Raw genomic sequence first — 17,432 nt, forward strand, 5'->3', positions numbered from 1 at the left:
CAGTCATATTTATAAGGATCGTTTGAGACGAACGATCCCCCCTAAGAATAAAACAAAAGTGCGCCAATCTACTCTAAAAGGTCACATTTGTCAGTAACTTTGTTGGCTTTTTTAGCAGAAAACGTGCCATCTTGATCAAAAAATAAGTGACTGCCCATTCTGCAAGATAAAAGCCCGATGTTTAGATAAACATCAGGCTATTTACTATCGGGGGCTGTCAACATTTCATCTGTAGACTACATCACTGCAAACATAGACTTAGTGCCAATAGCTCGCTCTATATTGTCGCAATTTTAGACAATTACCAAGCTTTTTCTAAGATTGACTTTAAATCTTTAAAGGTTGCTTCTTTCGGATTGAAAATAATTGAGCCGTCATTGAGCGCTTTTTCGGCAACTTCATCCAGCTGTGCTTGAGTAACTTTACCTGTTTCACTCAAGGTACGTGGAAGCTTAGTCAAATGATAGAGACGATCACGCATGGTATTTAACGTCTCTATGGCCTTATCCGCACGCTGGTTTGCAGGGGTCTGTGCGTAAATATCAGCACCAGCAAGTGGCAATAATAGATCGGCAATCTTGTCACCATTCACTTCCTTGTTGTATTCCAAAACATAAGGAAGAAAGAGATTCATACATAAGCCATGAGGCAAATGCGCTACTGCACCTAAAGCATGACCAAGAGAATGCACAATACCAACCATTGAATTAGAAAATGCAATGCCAGCCATTGTTGAAGCTTGAGCAAGTTCTAAGCGGCCTGTTGCATCACTAGGATGATCCAGTACATCAAATAAACTTGTACTGATCTTTTTGATGGCAGCAGTTGCATACGCATCGGAAATTGGATTGGCTGCAATACAGGTATAAGCTTCTACAGCATGTGTCATGGCATCCATCGCTGTCATTGCTGTCAGATGTGGCGGCAATGTTTGGGTCATACGTGGATCAAGAATCGCCGCATGCGGCATTAGGTAATTTGAGGCAAATGCCATTTTCACATTTTTTTGATTGTCTGATACGACCGCAGCCAAGGTCACTTCTGAGCCTGTACCTGATGTCGTAGGAATCACAAAAAAAGGTTTAAGTGGGCGAGGGAGGTTGTGTGCACCTGAATACTTAAGTAAATCATCACCACCCTCAGAGACTAAAATATTGGCTGTTTTAGAGGTATCAATAACCGAGCCACCACCCACAGCAATAATCGCATCACAGTTATTTTCACGATACGCTTGTGCTGCAGCACGAACTGTTTCAAGGCTTGAATCAGGTGGAACATCATCGAAAATAATGCCAATTTCAATATCAGTAGATTCAAATGCAGCTTCAATAGGCGCTAAAAGGTGATTGGCACGCACACCTTTATCAGTGATGATCATTGGGCGTTTAGCGCCTAATGATGCAAGTTCGAAAGGGATATGTTCGAGTGCAGCATGACCAGCGATCACTTTTACAGGACAGAAAAATTCGTAATATGGTTTAGCCATGTGTTAAGCACTCCCTTTTAAATATGATTGGGCAACTTTAAGATAGATATTTGCAGCGCCCGCTAATTTTTCTTTTAAGCTTAATTCTGATGGATATTCTTTTACCGCGAGTTCAGCAACCAGTTTAGGTAAAATTAATGCTTCCATTTTATTCAGACAACGCACTAAACGGATGGCGTGTGCCACATCTCCATCTGCGATCATACGGTCATTTGCAAAAGCTTGAGCTGTACTTTCCTGAAATGAAAAGACTAAAAAAGCATGATGAACATGTTTGAAAATAATCGATAGATCAGGCTTAGCGTCTAAAGATTTAACCAGTTCAAGCTGCTTGTTTTGATTGACTCTGGCAATAAATGAAGCGCCGTTTGGAAAAACTTTCATTGATAATGTAAAACCAACAGGGAGTACAGATACTTCATGTTTAATTTCATCATCAACTTGACTCGCCATGACCAAACCTCTGCCAATCACATCCATCATGAGTTTGACATAGGCTTGTTCTAAAGCGGGTTTGATAGATTTACTTGAAATCACTCGTTAGTCCCTTATATAAAATTGTACTTTTGTTTTAGAGTAATTACTCTAATTTGTTTTCAGATAAAAATAAAGCGATTTATTTGTGAATGACTTCATGGTCATTTGATTTTTTGTCGATGACTTCAATATCACTAAAGTAACCACTCTGTTGAAAATACTCAATCACATCTTTTGATAGTTGCTTGTAATCAGGATAATTTTTAATCAAATCGCAGACACGGACCATTTCCAAACCAGCATAACCACATGGGTTAATGGTATGGAAGCCATCTAAGTTACAATCAATATTTAATGCTAACCCGTGATAACTACGTCCTTTGCGGATTTTAAAGCCCAGTGAACCAATTTTACGTTCGTTGACATAAACACCTGGTGCATCAGCTTTGGCATAGGCATCGACATCATATTTCTTGAGCAGATTGATCATTAAGTGCTCTGCATAAGTGACCAATGTACGCACATTCCATTTCAAGCGATTCAAATCAAACATGAAATAAATCACCATTTGACCAGGACCATGCCAGGTAACTTGTCCACCACGATCTGATTGAACAACAGGGATATCACTGTGCATTAAAATATGTTCAGGTTTGCCTGCTTGTCCCTGAGTCAGTACGTCAGGATGTTGCAAGATCCAAAGCTGATCTGGAGAATTTTCATCACGTTGTTCAGTAAAAGATTTCATTTCCTGAAAACGCTCGGCATAAGGCGTTAAGTCTTGATATTGACGAATAATCAGATGTGGTTTTAGAACAGCATCGTTCACAGACAAGTGCCCTTAAAATATAGAAATCGCTTTAATTATAAAGAAATTTAGTTTGGAAAAGTGAAAGCAATTGCTGATCATTTGCAAATAAGCCAGCAGGGCATATTCCCCGATAAAATCAGGGTGAAAAAAAACACGCCATTGTGGCGTGTTTTTTAATTCATTTCAGCATTACAAGGCAGTACGAATATGTTCGCAAGCAGCAAGGTCAGCATACAAGGCATGCACTTGCTCAAGCTCTTCAAAACGTAATTGAGCTGTAATCGAATGATATTTACCAGTACGTGATGGTTGTACAACAAGTGTCGCTTCATTAAATTCAGGGAAATGTTTTACCAAAATTTCAACTACAGCACCACGTAATTCTTCACCCGCATTACCAATCAATTTAATTGGGTAATCCATTGGAAAAACCCAAAGATCTTCTTGTAATTCGCGAGATGGAGTGCGGTCTAACATTTTTTCACCTCTAATTTATCAACAATGCCTGCATAAGTGCAGGCATAGTGTTTCTCTTAAATACTTAATGGGGTTACTCGATTGATTTTCAAGTCCCGAAAGTATTCATAGATTGAACAAATTCAACTTAGTCATTTTCAAGGAACGAACGTAAGTGTTCTGAACGCGAAGGATGACGAAGTTTTCGTAAAGCTTTGGCTTCAATCTGACGAATACGTTCACGGGTTACATCAAACTGTTTACCTACTTCTTCCAAAGTGTGGTCAGTCGGCATGTCGATACCAAAACGCATTTTTAAGACTTTTGCTTCACGTTCAGTTAAGTTTTCAAGTACTTCACGTGTTGCTTCTTTTAAGCCTTCTGAAGTCGCAGCATCGACTGGTGAAGTGATGTTGCTATCTTCAATGAAATCGCCAAGATGAGAATCTTCATCATCACCAATTGGCGTTTCCATAGAAATTGGCTCTTTAGCAATCTTAAGCACCTTACGAACTTTAACTTCGTCCATTTCTAGACGTTCACCTAATTCTTCAGGAGTCGGTTCACGACCCATTTCTTGAAGTAATTGGCGAGATACACGGTTGATCTTGTTAATCGTTTCGATCATATGTACAGGGATACGAATTGTACGTGCTTGGTCCGCGATTGAACGGGTAATCGCCTGACGAATCCACCATGTTGCATAGGTCGAGAACTTATAACCACGACGGTATTCAAACTTGTCTACCGCTTTCATCAAACCAATGTTACCTTCTTGAATTAAATCCAAGAATTGTAAACCACGGTTTGTGTATTTTTTCGCAATTGAAATTACCAAACGTAAGTTGGCTTCAACCATTTCTTTCTTGGCACGACGAGCTTTGGCTTCACCAATCGCCATACGTTTAGAAATGTCTTTAATTTCTTTAACGTTTAGATCAAGGTCTTTTTCAATATCAGCAATCTTTTGTTGGAATGCCAATACATCTGGACGAACTTTTTCTAAATAGCCTTTTAATTCAGCAGGTGCTTTTGCAATTTGTTCATCTAACCAAGCAGGATTTGATTCCTGACCCGGGAACGATGTACGGAACTGTGTACGATCCATACGACCACGACGAACTGCATAACGCATCACTTCACGTTCAGAGGTACGAATTTGTTCGTGCGTGCCACGAATCATCTCTGAAATGATGTCAAATAAACGCGGCGTAAATTTAAACATCATAAACACAGTTGCCAGTGCTTCCATTGCCTCAGTACCTTGAGTACTGTTACGGCCATGTTGCGCAATTGCAACTTTTGCACTGTTCCAAACTGCTTCTAGCTCTTCAAAACGCGCTTTTGCGATTTCAGGATCTGGACCAGATTCACCTTCAGAATCGTCATCACTTTCAGACTCTTCTTCTTCGTCTTCATCATCCAACTTCACTTCTTTAGTCGGTTTTGCAGAACTATCTTCTTCTTCAACGATTACTTCAGCTTCGTCTTCTAAAACTTCTGGAATCACTTCGTCAGATTCAGGATCTAAATAGCCTGATAAAATATCAGCAAGGCGACGTTCGCCAGTTTCATAATCTTTATATTCTTGTAAAACAACTTCTACAGCATTTGGCCAGTATGCAATTGAATGCAAAACGTCACGAATACCTTCTTCAATACGTTTGGCAATACTAATTTCGCCTTCACGTGTTAAAAGTTCAACGGTACCCATTTCACGCATATACATACGTACTGGGTCAGTGGTACGACCTGGCTCATTTTCTACAGAGGCAAGTACTGCAGCAGCTTCTTCTTCTGCAACTTCATCGCCAGCTTCGCTATTCCCTTCGAACATTGCATCGTCAGTTTCAGGTGCACGTTCATGAACTGGAATACCAACGTCTTGAAGCATTTGGATAATGTCTTCAATCTGTTCGCTTTCGGTGATCGAGTCTGGGAGATGATCGTTAACCTCAGCGTAGGTTAAGTAACCTTGTTCTTTGCCTCGGCTAATAAGAGCCGCTACTTGGGAAGTAGGGGAATGCATTTCGCTCATCTTTACTCTCTTCTCGTTGAATCTGTGGCAATGAAAAACCGTGCGTAATCGCACAATCTGTTAAAATATATCTTTGAATAGCTCGCATATTCCATCGGAAGAAATCAGCATAAAACTGTCCGATAAAATATTCAGAATTTAAATTCAATCAAATAGGTGGGGGTGAAATTGTTATTTTCAAGATCATCCCGTGCGATTTCTATTCAGAAAATGTCATAAAATAGTAAGACGCAGGGTGGATTATATCATTACATAAAATAGGGCTCGAAAAAAGCCCAAATTCGCATTTAAATGTAAAAAAAACGGAAAAAACTTGACAAGTTTTCTGAAGACAGATAAATAGCGCCTAGACCCATTCACTTTTTTTCATTATGAGGTAGTTTTAGTGTCTTCTACAGATTTTGAACTAGATGATAACTACGGTGATGATGATGTTAGTTTCGATGAGTCATCAAGCAAAATTAGCGCCAAAGAATCTTTAGAAAAGCGACGTTTGATCGATGATTTACTTGCTCAACGTCGTTTAGAAAAAGATTTAAAAGATTTTGATTATGACATTGATGATGACGATGATTTTGATGACGAAGATTAAAAATTCATTGGGCATGGCGTGGGAAAATGCTATGCTTAAATCTGATACAAATTTACTGGAAACAAAATGAGTGCTTTAGATTTAGACCTACTGAGTGATTATCTAGATGGTGACCAAAATGAATTTGGTCTAGATTTCGCAGCGACTCATGGTTTCTTGTGCGCAATTGCGGTTGGTCCTACTTTTGATAAATGGCTTGATGAGCTATTTGATAATAATCAAAAGAAAGTTCCAGCAGAAATCATTGTACAAATCAAAGCATGGCTTGAAGCGATTCGTCAAAACTTAGCCAATGAAGAAGGAATTACATTTCCTTTTGAAATTGAAGAAGCTGATGTTGAATCAAGCTTAGGCGACTGGAGTGTTGGCTTTGTCGATGCAATGTTCCTGAATGAAGAAGCTTGGTTTGCACCAGAATATGAAGATCAAGTTGTTGATCTCACACTACCAATGATGGTGTTCAGTGGTATTGATGATGAAGATCCTCAAATGGAATCTTTCCGCCGCAACGGCCAGTTAATGGACGAGATTGCTGAAGAAATTCCTGAAAATCTAAATGAAATTTATTTGATGTACCACACACCAAATTAATTTGCGCGTATAAAAAAAGCATGCTCACTGAAAAGTGGCATGCTTTTTTTGTTGGTGATTTACGCCAATAGTTAAAACCGTGCAAATAATAGGCTACAACCTAAAATAAACAGTAAAAGGCCAATCACACGATTGGTCACCACTTGGCGATCTAAAATTTTATTTCGTATGCTGGGATGTGCACAAAATAAGGCAATCAAGCCAAACCAAACAAAATGACTCAGCGAAATAAACGCACCATAAGCAAAAAGCTGAATGGTCGAATTTCCTGTAGAAGTCATCAGCTGAGCAAATAAACTGATTACAAATAAAGTTGTTTTGGGATTTAGGCTATTGGTTAAAAAACCATGTTTAAACGCTTGCCAGCTACTGATACCAACACCAATTTCATCCAGTTTTATTTTTGCCTGCGTAAATGTTTTATAGCCAAGATAAATTAAATAAGCAGCGCCAATATATTGAATTGTTTGTAAAAGATAGGGCATATGATTTTTTAAAAAACCCAGGCCAAGTAGGCTATAACCCACATGTATCCAAACACCGCAAGCAATACCTAAAGCAGTGCTTAATCCAATATTTCGACCATATAAATAACTGTTTCGTGTCACGATAGCAAAATCAGCGCCAGGACTTATTACTGCCAAGCAGGTGATTAAGATCACAGCAATCATTTCATTCACTCATGTATCCTTTTTTACACAGTTTTAATTATTTTTATATTTTTCATATATTTGTATTGGGTTAAAGCGATAATATTTTGATGAAATACATGATTTTTTGGAATGTATAGTGCTTGCCGTTGAATTCACTCAAATTTCTCAATCGCTCGGAAGTTTTGCTCACATCGAATGTGTGGTGATTTTTTACGATCGCTGTGGTGTATTGTTTACGGTTGGGTGATTTTTATACAGTGATGCTATTTATATATGGTGATCGTGTTTCAATTGGTCGGCATTGGTGAAACGGGGAGTATAAGAAAATATAAACAATAGGCTTCTTTTATAAATCCTGTTAAAACCCATAAATCAACAGATAGTGCCTCTCATCCTAGCTTTTCCTCAGCGAGAAAGAACTATCAAGCTTCATTTCGCATGATCATTTTGATTTATGAAAGCTCTAATGTCTTTGTGGTTATTTTTGGAATTCGCTGATTATTTGCCAGACAGCTAATGTTAAGAACATAGAGCTTGGCCAAGCAAATACAAATTTGTCTGCTTGACTCAATGCACACAAATCTCAATGTACACAAATAGTGTGTTTTAATTGAATGCTGGGAGCATAATAATTTTTAGCGTGCTTTTGATTTTTTATAGAAAAAATAAGCAACTAAAATTAGAACAATGGTAATGATCACATAGCCCACGCGACTAAAAATTTGTTGCATGAGTTCTATATTGTTTCCAAAATAATAACCGACACATGCAAGAAAAGTGGTCCAGATAATTGTCCCTACGCTGCTATACAGCATAAATTTCCAAAAGGGCATATGACTCATGCCTGCAGGGATACTAATCAAAGAACGAACTGCGGGAACCATTCGCCCAAAGAAAACCACGCGATGTCCATATTTTTCAAACCAATCTAAAGCTTTTTTGACATCTTCTGATTTGATAAAAAGGTATTTACCATAGCGGTCAACCCAATTAAAAATGCTTTGATTTGGGATTTTTCGACCCACCCAATACAACAACGCTGCTGCAACCAATGAACCGATGCTGCCTGCGATAATCACACCCGATAATAATAATTGACCTTTAGATGCAGCAAACCCAGCTGATGGCATAATCACTTCTGAGGGAATCGGCGGGAAAACATTGTCTAAAAACATCAAAAGAGCAATACCAAAGTAACCAAGTTGCTCCATGATCGAAATAATCCAATCAGTCATTTTATATATAAAAATAGGGCGTTATAAACATGGTATGGTTTTCATTTATCAAAATATAGTGAGAATTTGTTGTGTTGTTAAAATATCTAAATAAAAACCGCAGCCAATAAGCTGCGGTTGAGTGAAGCATTTTAAAATTGATTGAGATTAAAGACGTTTGCGTTTTGCTGCAGTAATTTGTGATTGACGCATACGGAAACCTTCTTTTTGTTTCTCAGATGTTTTATCAATACAATATTTGCAAGAAACACCATGTTCATAACTTGGCAACTCGGCTTCTTCAGGAACAAGTGGCCAACCACATGCATGACATTTAATATTTTCGCCTTCTTCCATACCATGGGTCACCGCAGTACGACCATCAAATACGAAACATTCACCTTCCCACATACTTTCATCAGCAGGGGTTTCTTCAAGGTATTTTAAAATACCGCCTTTAAGATGATACACCTCGTTAAAACCTTCTTGAAGCAGTAGCGATGTTGACTTTTCACAACGAATACCGCCTGTACAGAACATCGCAATTTTCTTATCTTTATGCTGTTCAAGTTCTTTTTTTACGTATTCTGGAAATTCACGAAAGGTTTCTGTTTTAGGATCAATCGCGCCTTTAAAAGTACCCGCTTTATATTCATAATCATTACGTGTATCAATCAAAATCACGTCATCACGCGCAATCAGTTCGTTCCATTGTTTTGGATCAAGATAATGCCCAACAAGATCACGAGGTTTGACTTCTACACCTAAAGTTACGATTTCGTTCTTTAGCTTAATCTTCATTTTACGGAATGGCTTTTCATCACTATGTGATTCTTTATATTCCATGCTATTAAAGCCTTCATTCAATAAGAATTGATGAATGACATCAACCGCTTGACGATCGCCAGCAACAGTTCCGTTAATTCCTTCACCTGCAATAATGAGAGTACCGCAAAGGTTGATGGTTTTTACCAAGTCTAAAAGACGTTGTTGAAGATCAGCAGGATCTTGAACTTCTTTGAATTGATAAAGTGCTGCAACAACCCAACCAGAGGTCGCTTGCTGTTCTACAGGTGCAAGCTGTTCTACAGTAGCGTTCATGGAGTACTCCAAATATTTAAGATAGAATAAAATTTAAGGCGCATATTTTAGCGTGATTTACATGAATATGCGAGAAAACCCTAGTCTTTGTAGTGTTTTTTTATTCCCTGAAAAAAATATGGGTTTTTATACTAAATATAGTGCTTTAAAATATTTTATATACCATATATAGTATTGCGAAATGATTATTTCGTGCCGAAAAAGTGTGTCACATCGTTGATGTAAGGAGTAAATTTTGAGTAACGAACGTCGGATACCCACCTTAACGCCATGCGCTGGTCGTTGTTCAACGGTATTTGGTGATTCTGTTTGTCGTGGTTGCCGTCGTTTTAATCATGAAGTGATCCAATGGAATACATATGATTCAGCGCAACGTTTAGCCGTTTGGAAGAGGCTGGATGTACAGCTCGATCAAATTTTAATTCCGATGCTACCTTTTGCTGATTTAAGACATATTGAAGGTTTTATTTTGGGTAAACGTATACGAGTGATGGATTCTGCTTCTAAAGGGCGCAAGTTGTATCATGCATTAAAAATTTGTGAAAAAAATAAACATCTCGCAGAAGAGAGTGGTTTGGGAATTCAAGCGAAACAGGTAAAACCGCTTTGGGATGAGTTTGAACGTCGTGTATTGGCATTGGCCAATGCAAGTTATGATTTCGCATGGTTACGTGCAGACGGTATTCGTCAAAGTATTTTACATTTGGAAGATGTTTAAACTCAGTTTCTGCAATGATTTATTATTCATCAGCTTGATATTTTGGCTATTTAATTTTAATCAGTGTCACTTATAAAAAATTAAAACAAAAACTGACGCTGTCATTTCATCGCACTTTAACCAAAAATACCTAATCAAGATTAAAAAGCCAGTCCATAGATTTGAACTGGCTTTTTAACTCTGTCTAAATATTAATGACTTAAAATATTTTCTTAGACATTGTGTTTTAAACGATACTGAACCAATTCTTCAATGGTAATCAGCGTTAAATGATGCGTTTGTGCATATGCTAAAACTTGAATGCCTGAAGCCATTGTTCCATCAGGATTGGTCACTTCACATAACACACCAGCGGGTTTTAAACCGGCTAAACGTGCCAAATCAATAGAACCTTCAGTATGTCCACGACGGGTTAATACACCACCATTACGACCACGCAATGGAAAAACATGACCAGGGCGATTCAGATCACTTGCGACAGCACCTGTTTTAATTGCAGCATGAATAGTGGTGGTACGGTCTTTTGCAGAAACGCCTGTTGTTACACCTTGTGCTGCTTCGATGGTAATGGTAAAAGCCGTTTTAAATTGACTTGAATTGTCCTGAACCATCGGTGGGAGTTCAAGGTGATCTGCTAGATCATCGGTAATGGTTAAGCAGACAATACCTGAACCATCACGAATCATACGTGCCATGGTTTCAACATTGAGGGTTTCTGCTGCAACAATTAAATCTGCTTCATTTTCACGATCAAAATCGTCCATGACCAAAACAGGTTTGCCTTGGCGCATATCTTCGATTGCTTGTTCGATACGTTGGTCTGCAGGGGATAGTGCAGAAAAGAAAATTTCGGGTTGAATTAAACTAGACATTGAAACGCTCTCGTAAAGTTAAAATACGGTTGAACATTTCAGGACATTTGAAATAGTGGCGTTACAAAACCTTTTCCAATAGCGAATATTGAAATTTTTAAGCTGTGACGTCGTCTTCTTTCATCCGGACTATACCGTCGGCTTTGGCATTTCACCAAATCTGCGAATCACAATTAAGCGTGATAAGCTCGTGGGCTGTTGGCTCAGGATTGAAAATCCGTCCAATTTACCACCGGTGGGGAATTACACCCCGCCCTGAAGCGATGTGCATTTATTATAGACACTTTTTTACTAAATGGATGCTTTTTTTTAGAATGATCAGTACTATAGATAGAACAATAGTTGCTATAGAAAATAATTAAACTTTTACATTTAAAAGAATATTTGTGGTCATAGTGATCAACAAATAGCAAAGCATAAAATAAGGAGACTCAGCTTGATCACGATTCAGCAAGATGTCTATTCATGGCGTAATGATGACTTTGTTAAACACTTACAGGTTTTAGGATTTGCTCTAATTGCAGTTAGTATTTTATATCTGACCGCTGCAAATTGGTTTATGTTGCCTCAGTTTTTTCAATTGGCAATTCCACAACTTTTTTTGTTACTCAGTGCTGTAGCCAGTATTTTTTTAGTTCAGCATGATTATTTAGTACAGTGTTTGCATACAATAAGTGGTTTGATGATTGGTTTAAGTTTAGCTGTCATTGGTCAAATTTATCAAACAGGGGCAGATAGTTATTTACTATTTTTAATCTGGTCTATTTTATTACTGCCGTGGTTGTATCGTCCAAATATTGGTGTTTTTACATTGCTCTGTATTGTCAGCCAACTCACCTTATTTTTGTTTTTTAAACAAACATTTTGGGCTGATGAATATCCTGTCACATTTTTATTTAGCTTAAATCTCCTTTCATTATTTCAGTTTTATTTTTGTCTTCGTTGTTATCAAAAGCTGCGTTATCTCTTTGTTTTATGGTTTGGCATTCTTTCAATTTGGCATATGGGGCTATTTTTATATGGTGACAGTAATTTAGCATTCGCCACAGCCATGGTTTTTACATGGATAGACCTTAAGATCGCTTATTTAATATCATCATTTTTTCTACTTTCTGTCGCATTAACTTATTTTTATCGAAAAAGAGATCAGTTATGTAGTGTGCTTTCAGCAGTAGGTTTAGGGATTACGTTTACGCTGGTGATTTTCAAATGGATGAATAGTCTGTTTCGTGAATCCGAAGTGCTCGGATTATTTTCAATTGCACTAGTGGTTTTCGCTTGGTTTGCATTGATTACTTTTTTATTGATTAAGTTTATCCCACAAAACAAATTTAACAATATTCCTATCGCAGTGGGTGCATGGATTGCAGGTGTTTTATTGGCATCATTGATGCTGACATTTTGGGGCAATTTTTCCTTGATCATGGGGGCCATTTTTGTGGTATTGGCTGCCTTTATTTTAAGAAGCAAACAAGCTTTATTTTTAAGGCAGTTTGCTTATTGTATATGGGTCGCAGGGCAAAATGCTGTGATTTTCCACACGTTTGAATTAACTGACCAATTCTTTCCAATTTTCTTTATTCAATTTGCCATGCTGTGTCTCAGTTATTTTATTCGCAGCCATTGGTTCTTTATTTTTATCCAACTATTTGCCTTATATTTATCAGGTATTGCGTTGATTTGGGATTTAAACGTTCTGCTTGGATTACATCGTTTTGTTGAAAGCTTTTCATTTCTGCTCTTGCTAAGTTATGGGTTTTATCTCGTAATGATTTGGGTGCATCGTATTCAACCTAGTCAATATCAACGCAGTTTAGCATTGGCTAATTTATTGATTATTCTTTCATCTTTGGGTTTTTATACACTATTTGGACAATATGAATTAGAGAAAATTAGATACCTTCCTATTCTCAGCTTGGGGCTACCTATTTTGTGGTTGGCTTTGTTTATGGTGTTGAGGATTCGCAATCAATTTAGCTTGATTGCTCAATTGATTTTATTGGCTTTTGCTGCAGTACTGATATTTTATGGCTATTTTGAAATTTTTATTTGTATCACCATACTTTCATGGGCATTGTCACAGCACGATAAGATTGTCTATGGTTTTGCTTTAGTGACTTTGGCGTTAACCTTATGCTTTATTTACTACGCGTTGAATGTCAGCTTCCTTGTTAAAAGTCTAAGTATTTTTAGCTCAGGATTAATTTTGTTAGTACTGACTTGGGTGCTGCATAAATTCCAATCAAAAGAGGGGATAAATACATGAAAAAATTCATTCCTCTTTGTCTTGCTTTAAGCTGTATTGTTCTTTTTCTAGGCATCATTTTTAAGAATGAACAGCATCTGAAGAATAGTCAGAGTATATATGTCGACTTACAACCTGTTGATCCACGTTCATTAATACAAGGTGATTATATGGTGCTGAGTTATCAACTTTACTTTGCACCGCAAAAGCAAAATCGGGGCGATCAGAACAATGTAGATCCAAGTGATAGTGATGAAAATCATATTTTTTCGGGGCATTATTTTGATCAAGTGATTGAAAATAAGCCTTCGGTTACGGCTTATGTTGAATTGGAACAACAGAAAAAGGTGGCACATACTTATTTTGAAAAACCTAAAGATGCGCAAACTGTAAAATTGATTTTGAAAAACCCTGATAATCGGCATAGGTCACTTTATCCTGCATCCAATAGCTTTTTATTTGCAGAAGGTTTAGCTGAATGTTATCAGCAAGCAAAATATGCTGAGTTTAAGGTGGATCAGCAGGGCAATGCGATTCTTGCATCTTTACGAGGAGAGCATTTACAAGATCTGGAGTGTGAGAATAAACAACGCTGGCGTGATGGATTTCGTTCAGTAGATAAATCGTCATAAGATGATGAACTTGCTAGCGAGCTTCTGCAATATCGACGTATTGAAAAAAATACTTTAAATAAAAGCCGTACTCAATCTTTATAAGAGATAGAAAGAAGATCGCTCCAGCAAATACGTACTGATTATGAGTATTAAATGAGGATTTAAAACTACTAAAGTAAGTGCTTAAACTAGATTTAAGTATTTGTTTAATATAATAAAGGAATTAATTATGAAAAAGTTTTCTTTAGGTGCCTTAACATTTGTAATATCAGCTTCTGTATTCGCAGATTGTAATGCTGGTAGTTTTAAAGTTGAGGGAATTTCAAGTTCGGGATCTTGGTCTAATTTAGTGAGTTTACAAGGTCAAAAGTTTACATCTTATGTTCAGGCTAACGTGGGTTTGGAAAGTAAAGCTGAAACAAGTGCTTATAAGGTACTTCCAAATTCTAATATCATTGCTTTTGAGTATAAATCAGTAGTTCCAGTAAATTTAACTGGTAGTGAGGAGGCGGGTGGGTGGTTGTTAAATTCATCTACCAATAGTAATACGGTTACTAATGGGGCGCTTTTTGCTCCAGCATCAAATAATGATGGGCTAAAATTAATATTACTTGGTTTGGGAAATCCAATCCCATTATATCAATCATTTGAAAGTATTAATGGTGAGGAGAATAGGATTGGTATTTACATTAATAAACAAACTAAGCAAATAGGATATATTTTGAATGGTGTAAATAAAGGCTATAAGTGGTCTTTTACCACACCATTTAACGATATGGGCTTTATATTAATGAATGGATTTACTGGATTCGCTAGTAATTCAACAAAGATCGGGAATGAAGTGACAATGGAGCTCATTACTGATTATTCTAAATTACAATACCAATATCCATCTGGCTCTACAGATATTTGTGGAAATACTATTTAAATAAAAAACCCGCAACATTGCGGGTCTTGAATCATCTGTGTGCAATTATGCAACTTGAACAGGGATACAGTTTGCTGTGTGATTTACTGTATTGTCTGGATTTGCATATACAAGACGTGGTTTATGCGCATCAGCTTCAGCATTGGTAAAATCACCAAATGTGGCAATAATCATTAAATCACCAACATCAGCTTGAAGTGCAGCGCCACCATTGACTGAAATGATGCCTGAACCTTCTTCGCCACGAATCGCATAGGTTGTAAAGCGCTTACCATTAGTCACGTTCCACATATGAATTTCTTCATATTCACGGATACCAGCTAAATCCAAAAGAATACCGTCGATTGCACAAGAACCTTCATAATGTAATTCTGCTTGTGTAACAACACAACGATGGATTTTTGCTTTTAATAAACGAGATAGCATGATTTGCGTCTCCAGAGTAGCCCTTACAATTGTTATCTTGTGTTGAATCAACAATTTTCAATAGGGGGATGCATTTGAAAGCGCATTTTGCTCTTAAAAATGAATCATGGCAAGAAAAATTGTTGAACAAAGAACATAAAATTTAGGTTTAAATTATGCTTTATAAGCATTGATTTGATTCATTGCTTGCTGAATCTCACCATTAACCAATAATTTTGTTTTGCCTAAAGCATGGTGTATTGCATCATCCATTAAAGTCTGTTCACTGCTTGGTGCTTTACCAAGTACATGTCCTGAAACTTTTTCTTTAGCGCCAGGATGACCAATACCAATACGTAAGCGATGAAAATTAGAACCAATATGAGGAACAATGTCACGTAGACCATTGTGACCACCATGTCCACCGCCAGTTTTTAAACGAATGACGCCCGGATTCATATCCAGTTCATCATGAGCGATGAGAATTTCTTCTGGTTTAATTTGGTAGAATTTTGCAAAGGGAACAACACTTTGACCAGAAAGGTTCATAAATGTTGTGGGCAATAGTAGACGAACATCTTGTCCTTCAATATTACCGCGACCACTGATTCCTTTATACTTTGAATCAGTTTTTAATGTAATACCATATTGTTCTGCAAGGCGTTCGACGAACCAAAAGCCTGCATTATGGCGGGTTTGGGCATATTCAGAACCTGGATTACCCAAACCAATAATCAGTGAAAGTTTACTCACTCATTTACACCATTTAACACTTATGCGCGTTTAAAGTCAGCGTGCATTGGTGTGTTTTTAGCTGGGTGACGTTGTAAAGCTTGAATTTTAACGCTTTCAACTTTACCTTCGATGTTAAGATCGATAACTTCTTCAAAGAAAGAGTTGTTTTCTAAAGCTTTAACAAGCTCGCGAAGTTCTAAAGTAACCGCTACAGGTTCAGCAGAACCACCATAGATGATTGCTGGAACTTTATTTTGAAGACGAAGGCGGCGGCTCGAACCTTTCCCTTGAACTGCTTCTTCACGTGCTACTGCATTTAATACGAAGTTTGCCATGATGACATTTCCTCATTGAGTGTAATTGACTGAACTTTCGACCAGCCCAGTGATATAAAGCCCTACCAAAGAGTAGGGCTTTGAAAATTTGGCGCTATTATAGATAAGAATCGAACATTGCGCTAATAGATTCTTCGTTGTTAATACGACGAATTGTTTCAGCAACCATACTTGCTACTGAAACTTGGCGAATCTTACCAAGTTTTAATGCTTCATCTGAAAGTGGAATTGTGTCAGTAACAACCAATTCATCAATTACAGATTTGCTTAAATTTTCGAGTGCTTTACCTGATAGTACAGGGTGCGTTGCATAAGCAACCACTTTACGAGCACCAAAAGTTTTTAGTGCGTCGGCAGCTTTACACAAAGTACCAGCTGTATCAACCATGTCATCAACAATCACACAGTCACGATCACGTACATCACCAATCAAATGCATCACTTGTGATTCATTGGCTTTTTGACGACGTTTATCAATGATTGCAAGGTCGATATCACCCATTTGTTTTGCAACAGCACGTGCACGAACTACACCACCAACGTCAGGTGAAACCACCATCAAGTTATGATGTTGTTGTTGACGTAAGTCAGCAAGCAAAGCAGGCGTACCGTAGATGTTATCTACAGGAATATCAAAGAAACCTTGGATTTGGTCAGCATGCAAGTCGATCATTACAACACGGTCAATACCCACAGTGGTGAGCATGTCTGCTACAACTTTTGCAGTAATTGGAACACGAGTTGAACGAGGACGACGGTCTTGGCGTGCATAACCGAAGTATGGAATTACAGCAGTAATACGACCAGCACTTGCACGACGCAAAGCATCTGCCATTACTAAGATTTCCATAAGGTTATCATTCGTAGGGGCACAAGTGGGCTGTACGATAAACACGTCTTTACCACGCACATTTTCAGTAATTTCGACAGTGATTTCACCATCAGAAAATTTACCTACAGCAGCAGCTCCCAGAGGGATGTGCAAATGGCTAACGACTTTTTGGGCGAATTGTGGATGCGCAGTTCCACTAAAAACGACAAGATTGGGCATGAAGCACCCTTGGCGGTTGGCAGATTTGAATTAGATGGCAGGGGCGGCTGGATTCGAACCAACGGATGCCGAGATCAAAACCCGGTGCCTTACCACTTGGCGACGCCCCT

General features: G+C 37.8%; 19 protein-coding genes, 1 tRNA gene and 1 riboswitch. Of the genes, 6 read left to right on the forward strand and 14 right to left on the reverse strand.

Annotation, left to right across the window (positions count from 1 at the left end):
- Window positions 1-301: 301 nt before the first annotated feature.
- The 5 genes from AC07WY_RS11460 to rpoD form a co-directional block, all read right to left on the reverse strand.
- Window positions 302-1,486, reverse strand: a complete 1,185-nt coding sequence (locus AC07WY_RS11460) for an iron-containing alcohol dehydrogenase (RefSeq protein ID WP_419334813.1) — start codon at window positions 1,484-1,486, stop codon at window positions 302-304.
- 3 nt (window positions 1,487-1,489) lie between these two features.
- Complete coding sequence (locus AC07WY_RS11465) at window positions 1,490-2,023, reverse strand: hypothetical protein (RefSeq protein ID WP_004722534.1); 534 nt, start codon at window positions 2,021-2,023, stop codon at window positions 1,490-1,492.
- A 79-nt stretch (window positions 2,024-2,102) separates the two neighbouring features.
- Window positions 2,103-2,792, reverse strand: a complete 690-nt coding sequence (gene lipB, locus AC07WY_RS11470; protein WP_419334812.1) for a lipoyl(octanoyl) transferase LipB — start codon at window positions 2,790-2,792, stop codon at window positions 2,103-2,105.
- Between the two features lie 171 nt (window positions 2,793-2,963).
- Window positions 2,964-3,251: a YbeD family protein gene (locus AC07WY_RS11475; protein ID WP_004722529.1), complete on the reverse strand. Its 288-nt coding sequence runs from the start codon at window positions 3,249-3,251 to the stop codon at window positions 2,964-2,966.
- Between the two features lie 127 nt (window positions 3,252-3,378).
- On the reverse strand, window positions 3,379-5,322 hold the full coding sequence (rpoD, locus tag AC07WY_RS11480) for an RNA polymerase sigma factor RpoD (protein ID WP_419334810.1): 1,944 nt from the start codon (window positions 5,320-5,322) through the stop codon (window positions 3,379-3,381).
- Between the two features lie 331 nt (window positions 5,323-5,653).
- Here rpoD and AC07WY_RS11485 point away from each other — a divergent pair, with 331 nt between their 5' ends.
- Together AC07WY_RS11485 and AC07WY_RS11490 are read left to right on the forward strand one after the other, a co-directional pair.
- A complete protein-coding gene (locus AC07WY_RS11485) occupies window positions 5,654-5,860 on the forward strand; it encodes a PA3496 family putative envelope integrity protein (protein WP_004722524.1) in 207 nt (68 codons plus the stop codon).
- Window positions 5,861-5,926: 66 nt separating this feature from the next.
- Window positions 5,927-6,451: a YecA/YgfB family protein gene (locus AC07WY_RS11490; RefSeq protein WP_004722523.1), complete on the forward strand. Its 525-nt coding sequence runs from the start codon at window positions 5,927-5,929 to the stop codon at window positions 6,449-6,451.
- 71 nt (window positions 6,452-6,522) lie between these two features.
- Here AC07WY_RS11490 and AC07WY_RS11495 read toward each other — a convergent pair whose 3' ends face one another.
- The 3 genes from AC07WY_RS11495 to trhO form a co-directional block, all read right to left on the reverse strand.
- Window positions 6,523-7,131, reverse strand: coding sequence for a LysE family translocator (locus AC07WY_RS11495; protein WP_262085261.1), 609 nt, complete (start codon window positions 7,129-7,131; stop codon window positions 6,523-6,525).
- A gap of 608 nt (window positions 7,132-7,739) precedes the next feature.
- On the reverse strand, window positions 7,740-8,315 hold the full coding sequence (locus AC07WY_RS11500) for a DedA family protein (protein WP_034615618.1): 576 nt from the start codon (window positions 8,313-8,315) through the stop codon (window positions 7,740-7,742).
- A gap of 171 nt (window positions 8,316-8,486) precedes the next feature.
- Window positions 8,487-9,419 carry an oxygen-dependent tRNA uridine(34) hydroxylase TrhO gene (gene trhO, locus AC07WY_RS11505; protein ID WP_262085262.1) on the reverse strand — a complete coding sequence of 311 codons (933 nt, stop codon included), beginning with the start codon at window positions 9,417-9,419 and terminating at the stop codon, window positions 8,487-8,489.
- 235 nt (window positions 9,420-9,654) lie between these two features.
- Between trhO and AC07WY_RS11510 the strand changes: the two genes are divergently transcribed.
- Window positions 9,655-10,137, forward strand: coding sequence for a DUF1289 domain-containing protein (locus AC07WY_RS11510; protein ID WP_494736402.1), 483 nt, complete (start codon window positions 9,655-9,657; stop codon window positions 10,135-10,137).
- A gap of 212 nt (window positions 10,138-10,349) precedes the next feature.
- Here AC07WY_RS11510 and ribB read toward each other — a convergent pair whose 3' ends face one another.
- Entirely contained in the window at window positions 10,350-11,009 is a 660-nt protein-coding gene (gene ribB, locus AC07WY_RS11515) for a 3,4-dihydroxy-2-butanone-4-phosphate synthase (RefSeq protein ID WP_004819596.1), read from the reverse strand.
- A gap of 108 nt (window positions 11,010-11,117) precedes the next feature.
- Window positions 11,118-11,275, reverse strand: a riboswitch (FMN riboswitch).
- A 170-nt stretch (window positions 11,276-11,445) separates the two neighbouring features.
- Between ribB and AC07WY_RS11520 the strand changes: the two genes are divergently transcribed.
- From AC07WY_RS11520 to AC07WY_RS11530, 3 genes are all read left to right on the forward strand, one after another.
- Complete coding sequence (locus AC07WY_RS11520) at window positions 11,446-13,275, forward strand: DUF2157 domain-containing protein (RefSeq protein WP_494736403.1); 1,830 nt, start codon at window positions 11,446-11,448, stop codon at window positions 13,273-13,275.
- Complete coding sequence (locus AC07WY_RS11525; protein WP_494736404.1) at window positions 13,272-13,886, forward strand: GDYXXLXY domain-containing protein; 615 nt, start codon at window positions 13,272-13,274, stop codon at window positions 13,884-13,886. The genes AC07WY_RS11520 and AC07WY_RS11525 overlap by 4 nt, the downstream gene beginning before the upstream one ends.
- A 211-nt stretch (window positions 13,887-14,097) precedes the next feature.
- Window positions 14,098-14,796 (forward strand): DUF4882 family protein, encoded by a 699-nt coding sequence (locus AC07WY_RS11530; protein ID WP_333667992.1) that lies wholly within the window; start codon window positions 14,098-14,100, stop codon window positions 14,794-14,796.
- Window positions 14,797-14,841: 45 nt separating this feature from the next.
- On the opposite strand, the gene panD is transcribed toward AC07WY_RS11530, so the two are convergent.
- From panD to AC07WY_RS11555, 5 genes are all read right to left on the reverse strand, one after another.
- Window positions 14,842-15,222 (reverse strand): aspartate 1-decarboxylase, encoded by a 381-nt coding sequence (panD, locus tag AC07WY_RS11535; protein ID WP_004722504.1) that lies wholly within the window; start codon window positions 15,220-15,222, stop codon window positions 14,842-14,844.
- 153 nt (window positions 15,223-15,375) lie between these two features.
- The gene (gene pth / locus AC07WY_RS11540; protein WP_004722502.1) at window positions 15,376-15,954 is read right to left on the reverse strand and encodes an aminoacyl-tRNA hydrolase; all 579 of its coding nucleotides are present in this window, start codon (window positions 15,952-15,954) and stop codon (window positions 15,376-15,378) included.
- A 20-nt stretch (window positions 15,955-15,974) separates the two neighbouring features.
- A complete protein-coding gene (gene rplY / locus AC07WY_RS11545; RefSeq protein WP_004722499.1) occupies window positions 15,975-16,271 on the reverse strand; it encodes a 50S ribosomal protein L25 in 297 nt (98 codons plus the stop codon).
- 97 nt (window positions 16,272-16,368) lie between these two features.
- Complete coding sequence (locus tag AC07WY_RS11550; RefSeq protein WP_004722497.1) at window positions 16,369-17,322, reverse strand: ribose-phosphate pyrophosphokinase; 954 nt, start codon at window positions 17,320-17,322, stop codon at window positions 16,369-16,371.
- 35 nt (window positions 17,323-17,357) lie between these two features.
- A tRNA-Gln gene (locus AC07WY_RS11555) sits at window positions 17,358-17,432 on the reverse strand.

This window comes from Acinetobacter sp. GW821-FHT01C12 (assembly GCF_059422625.1).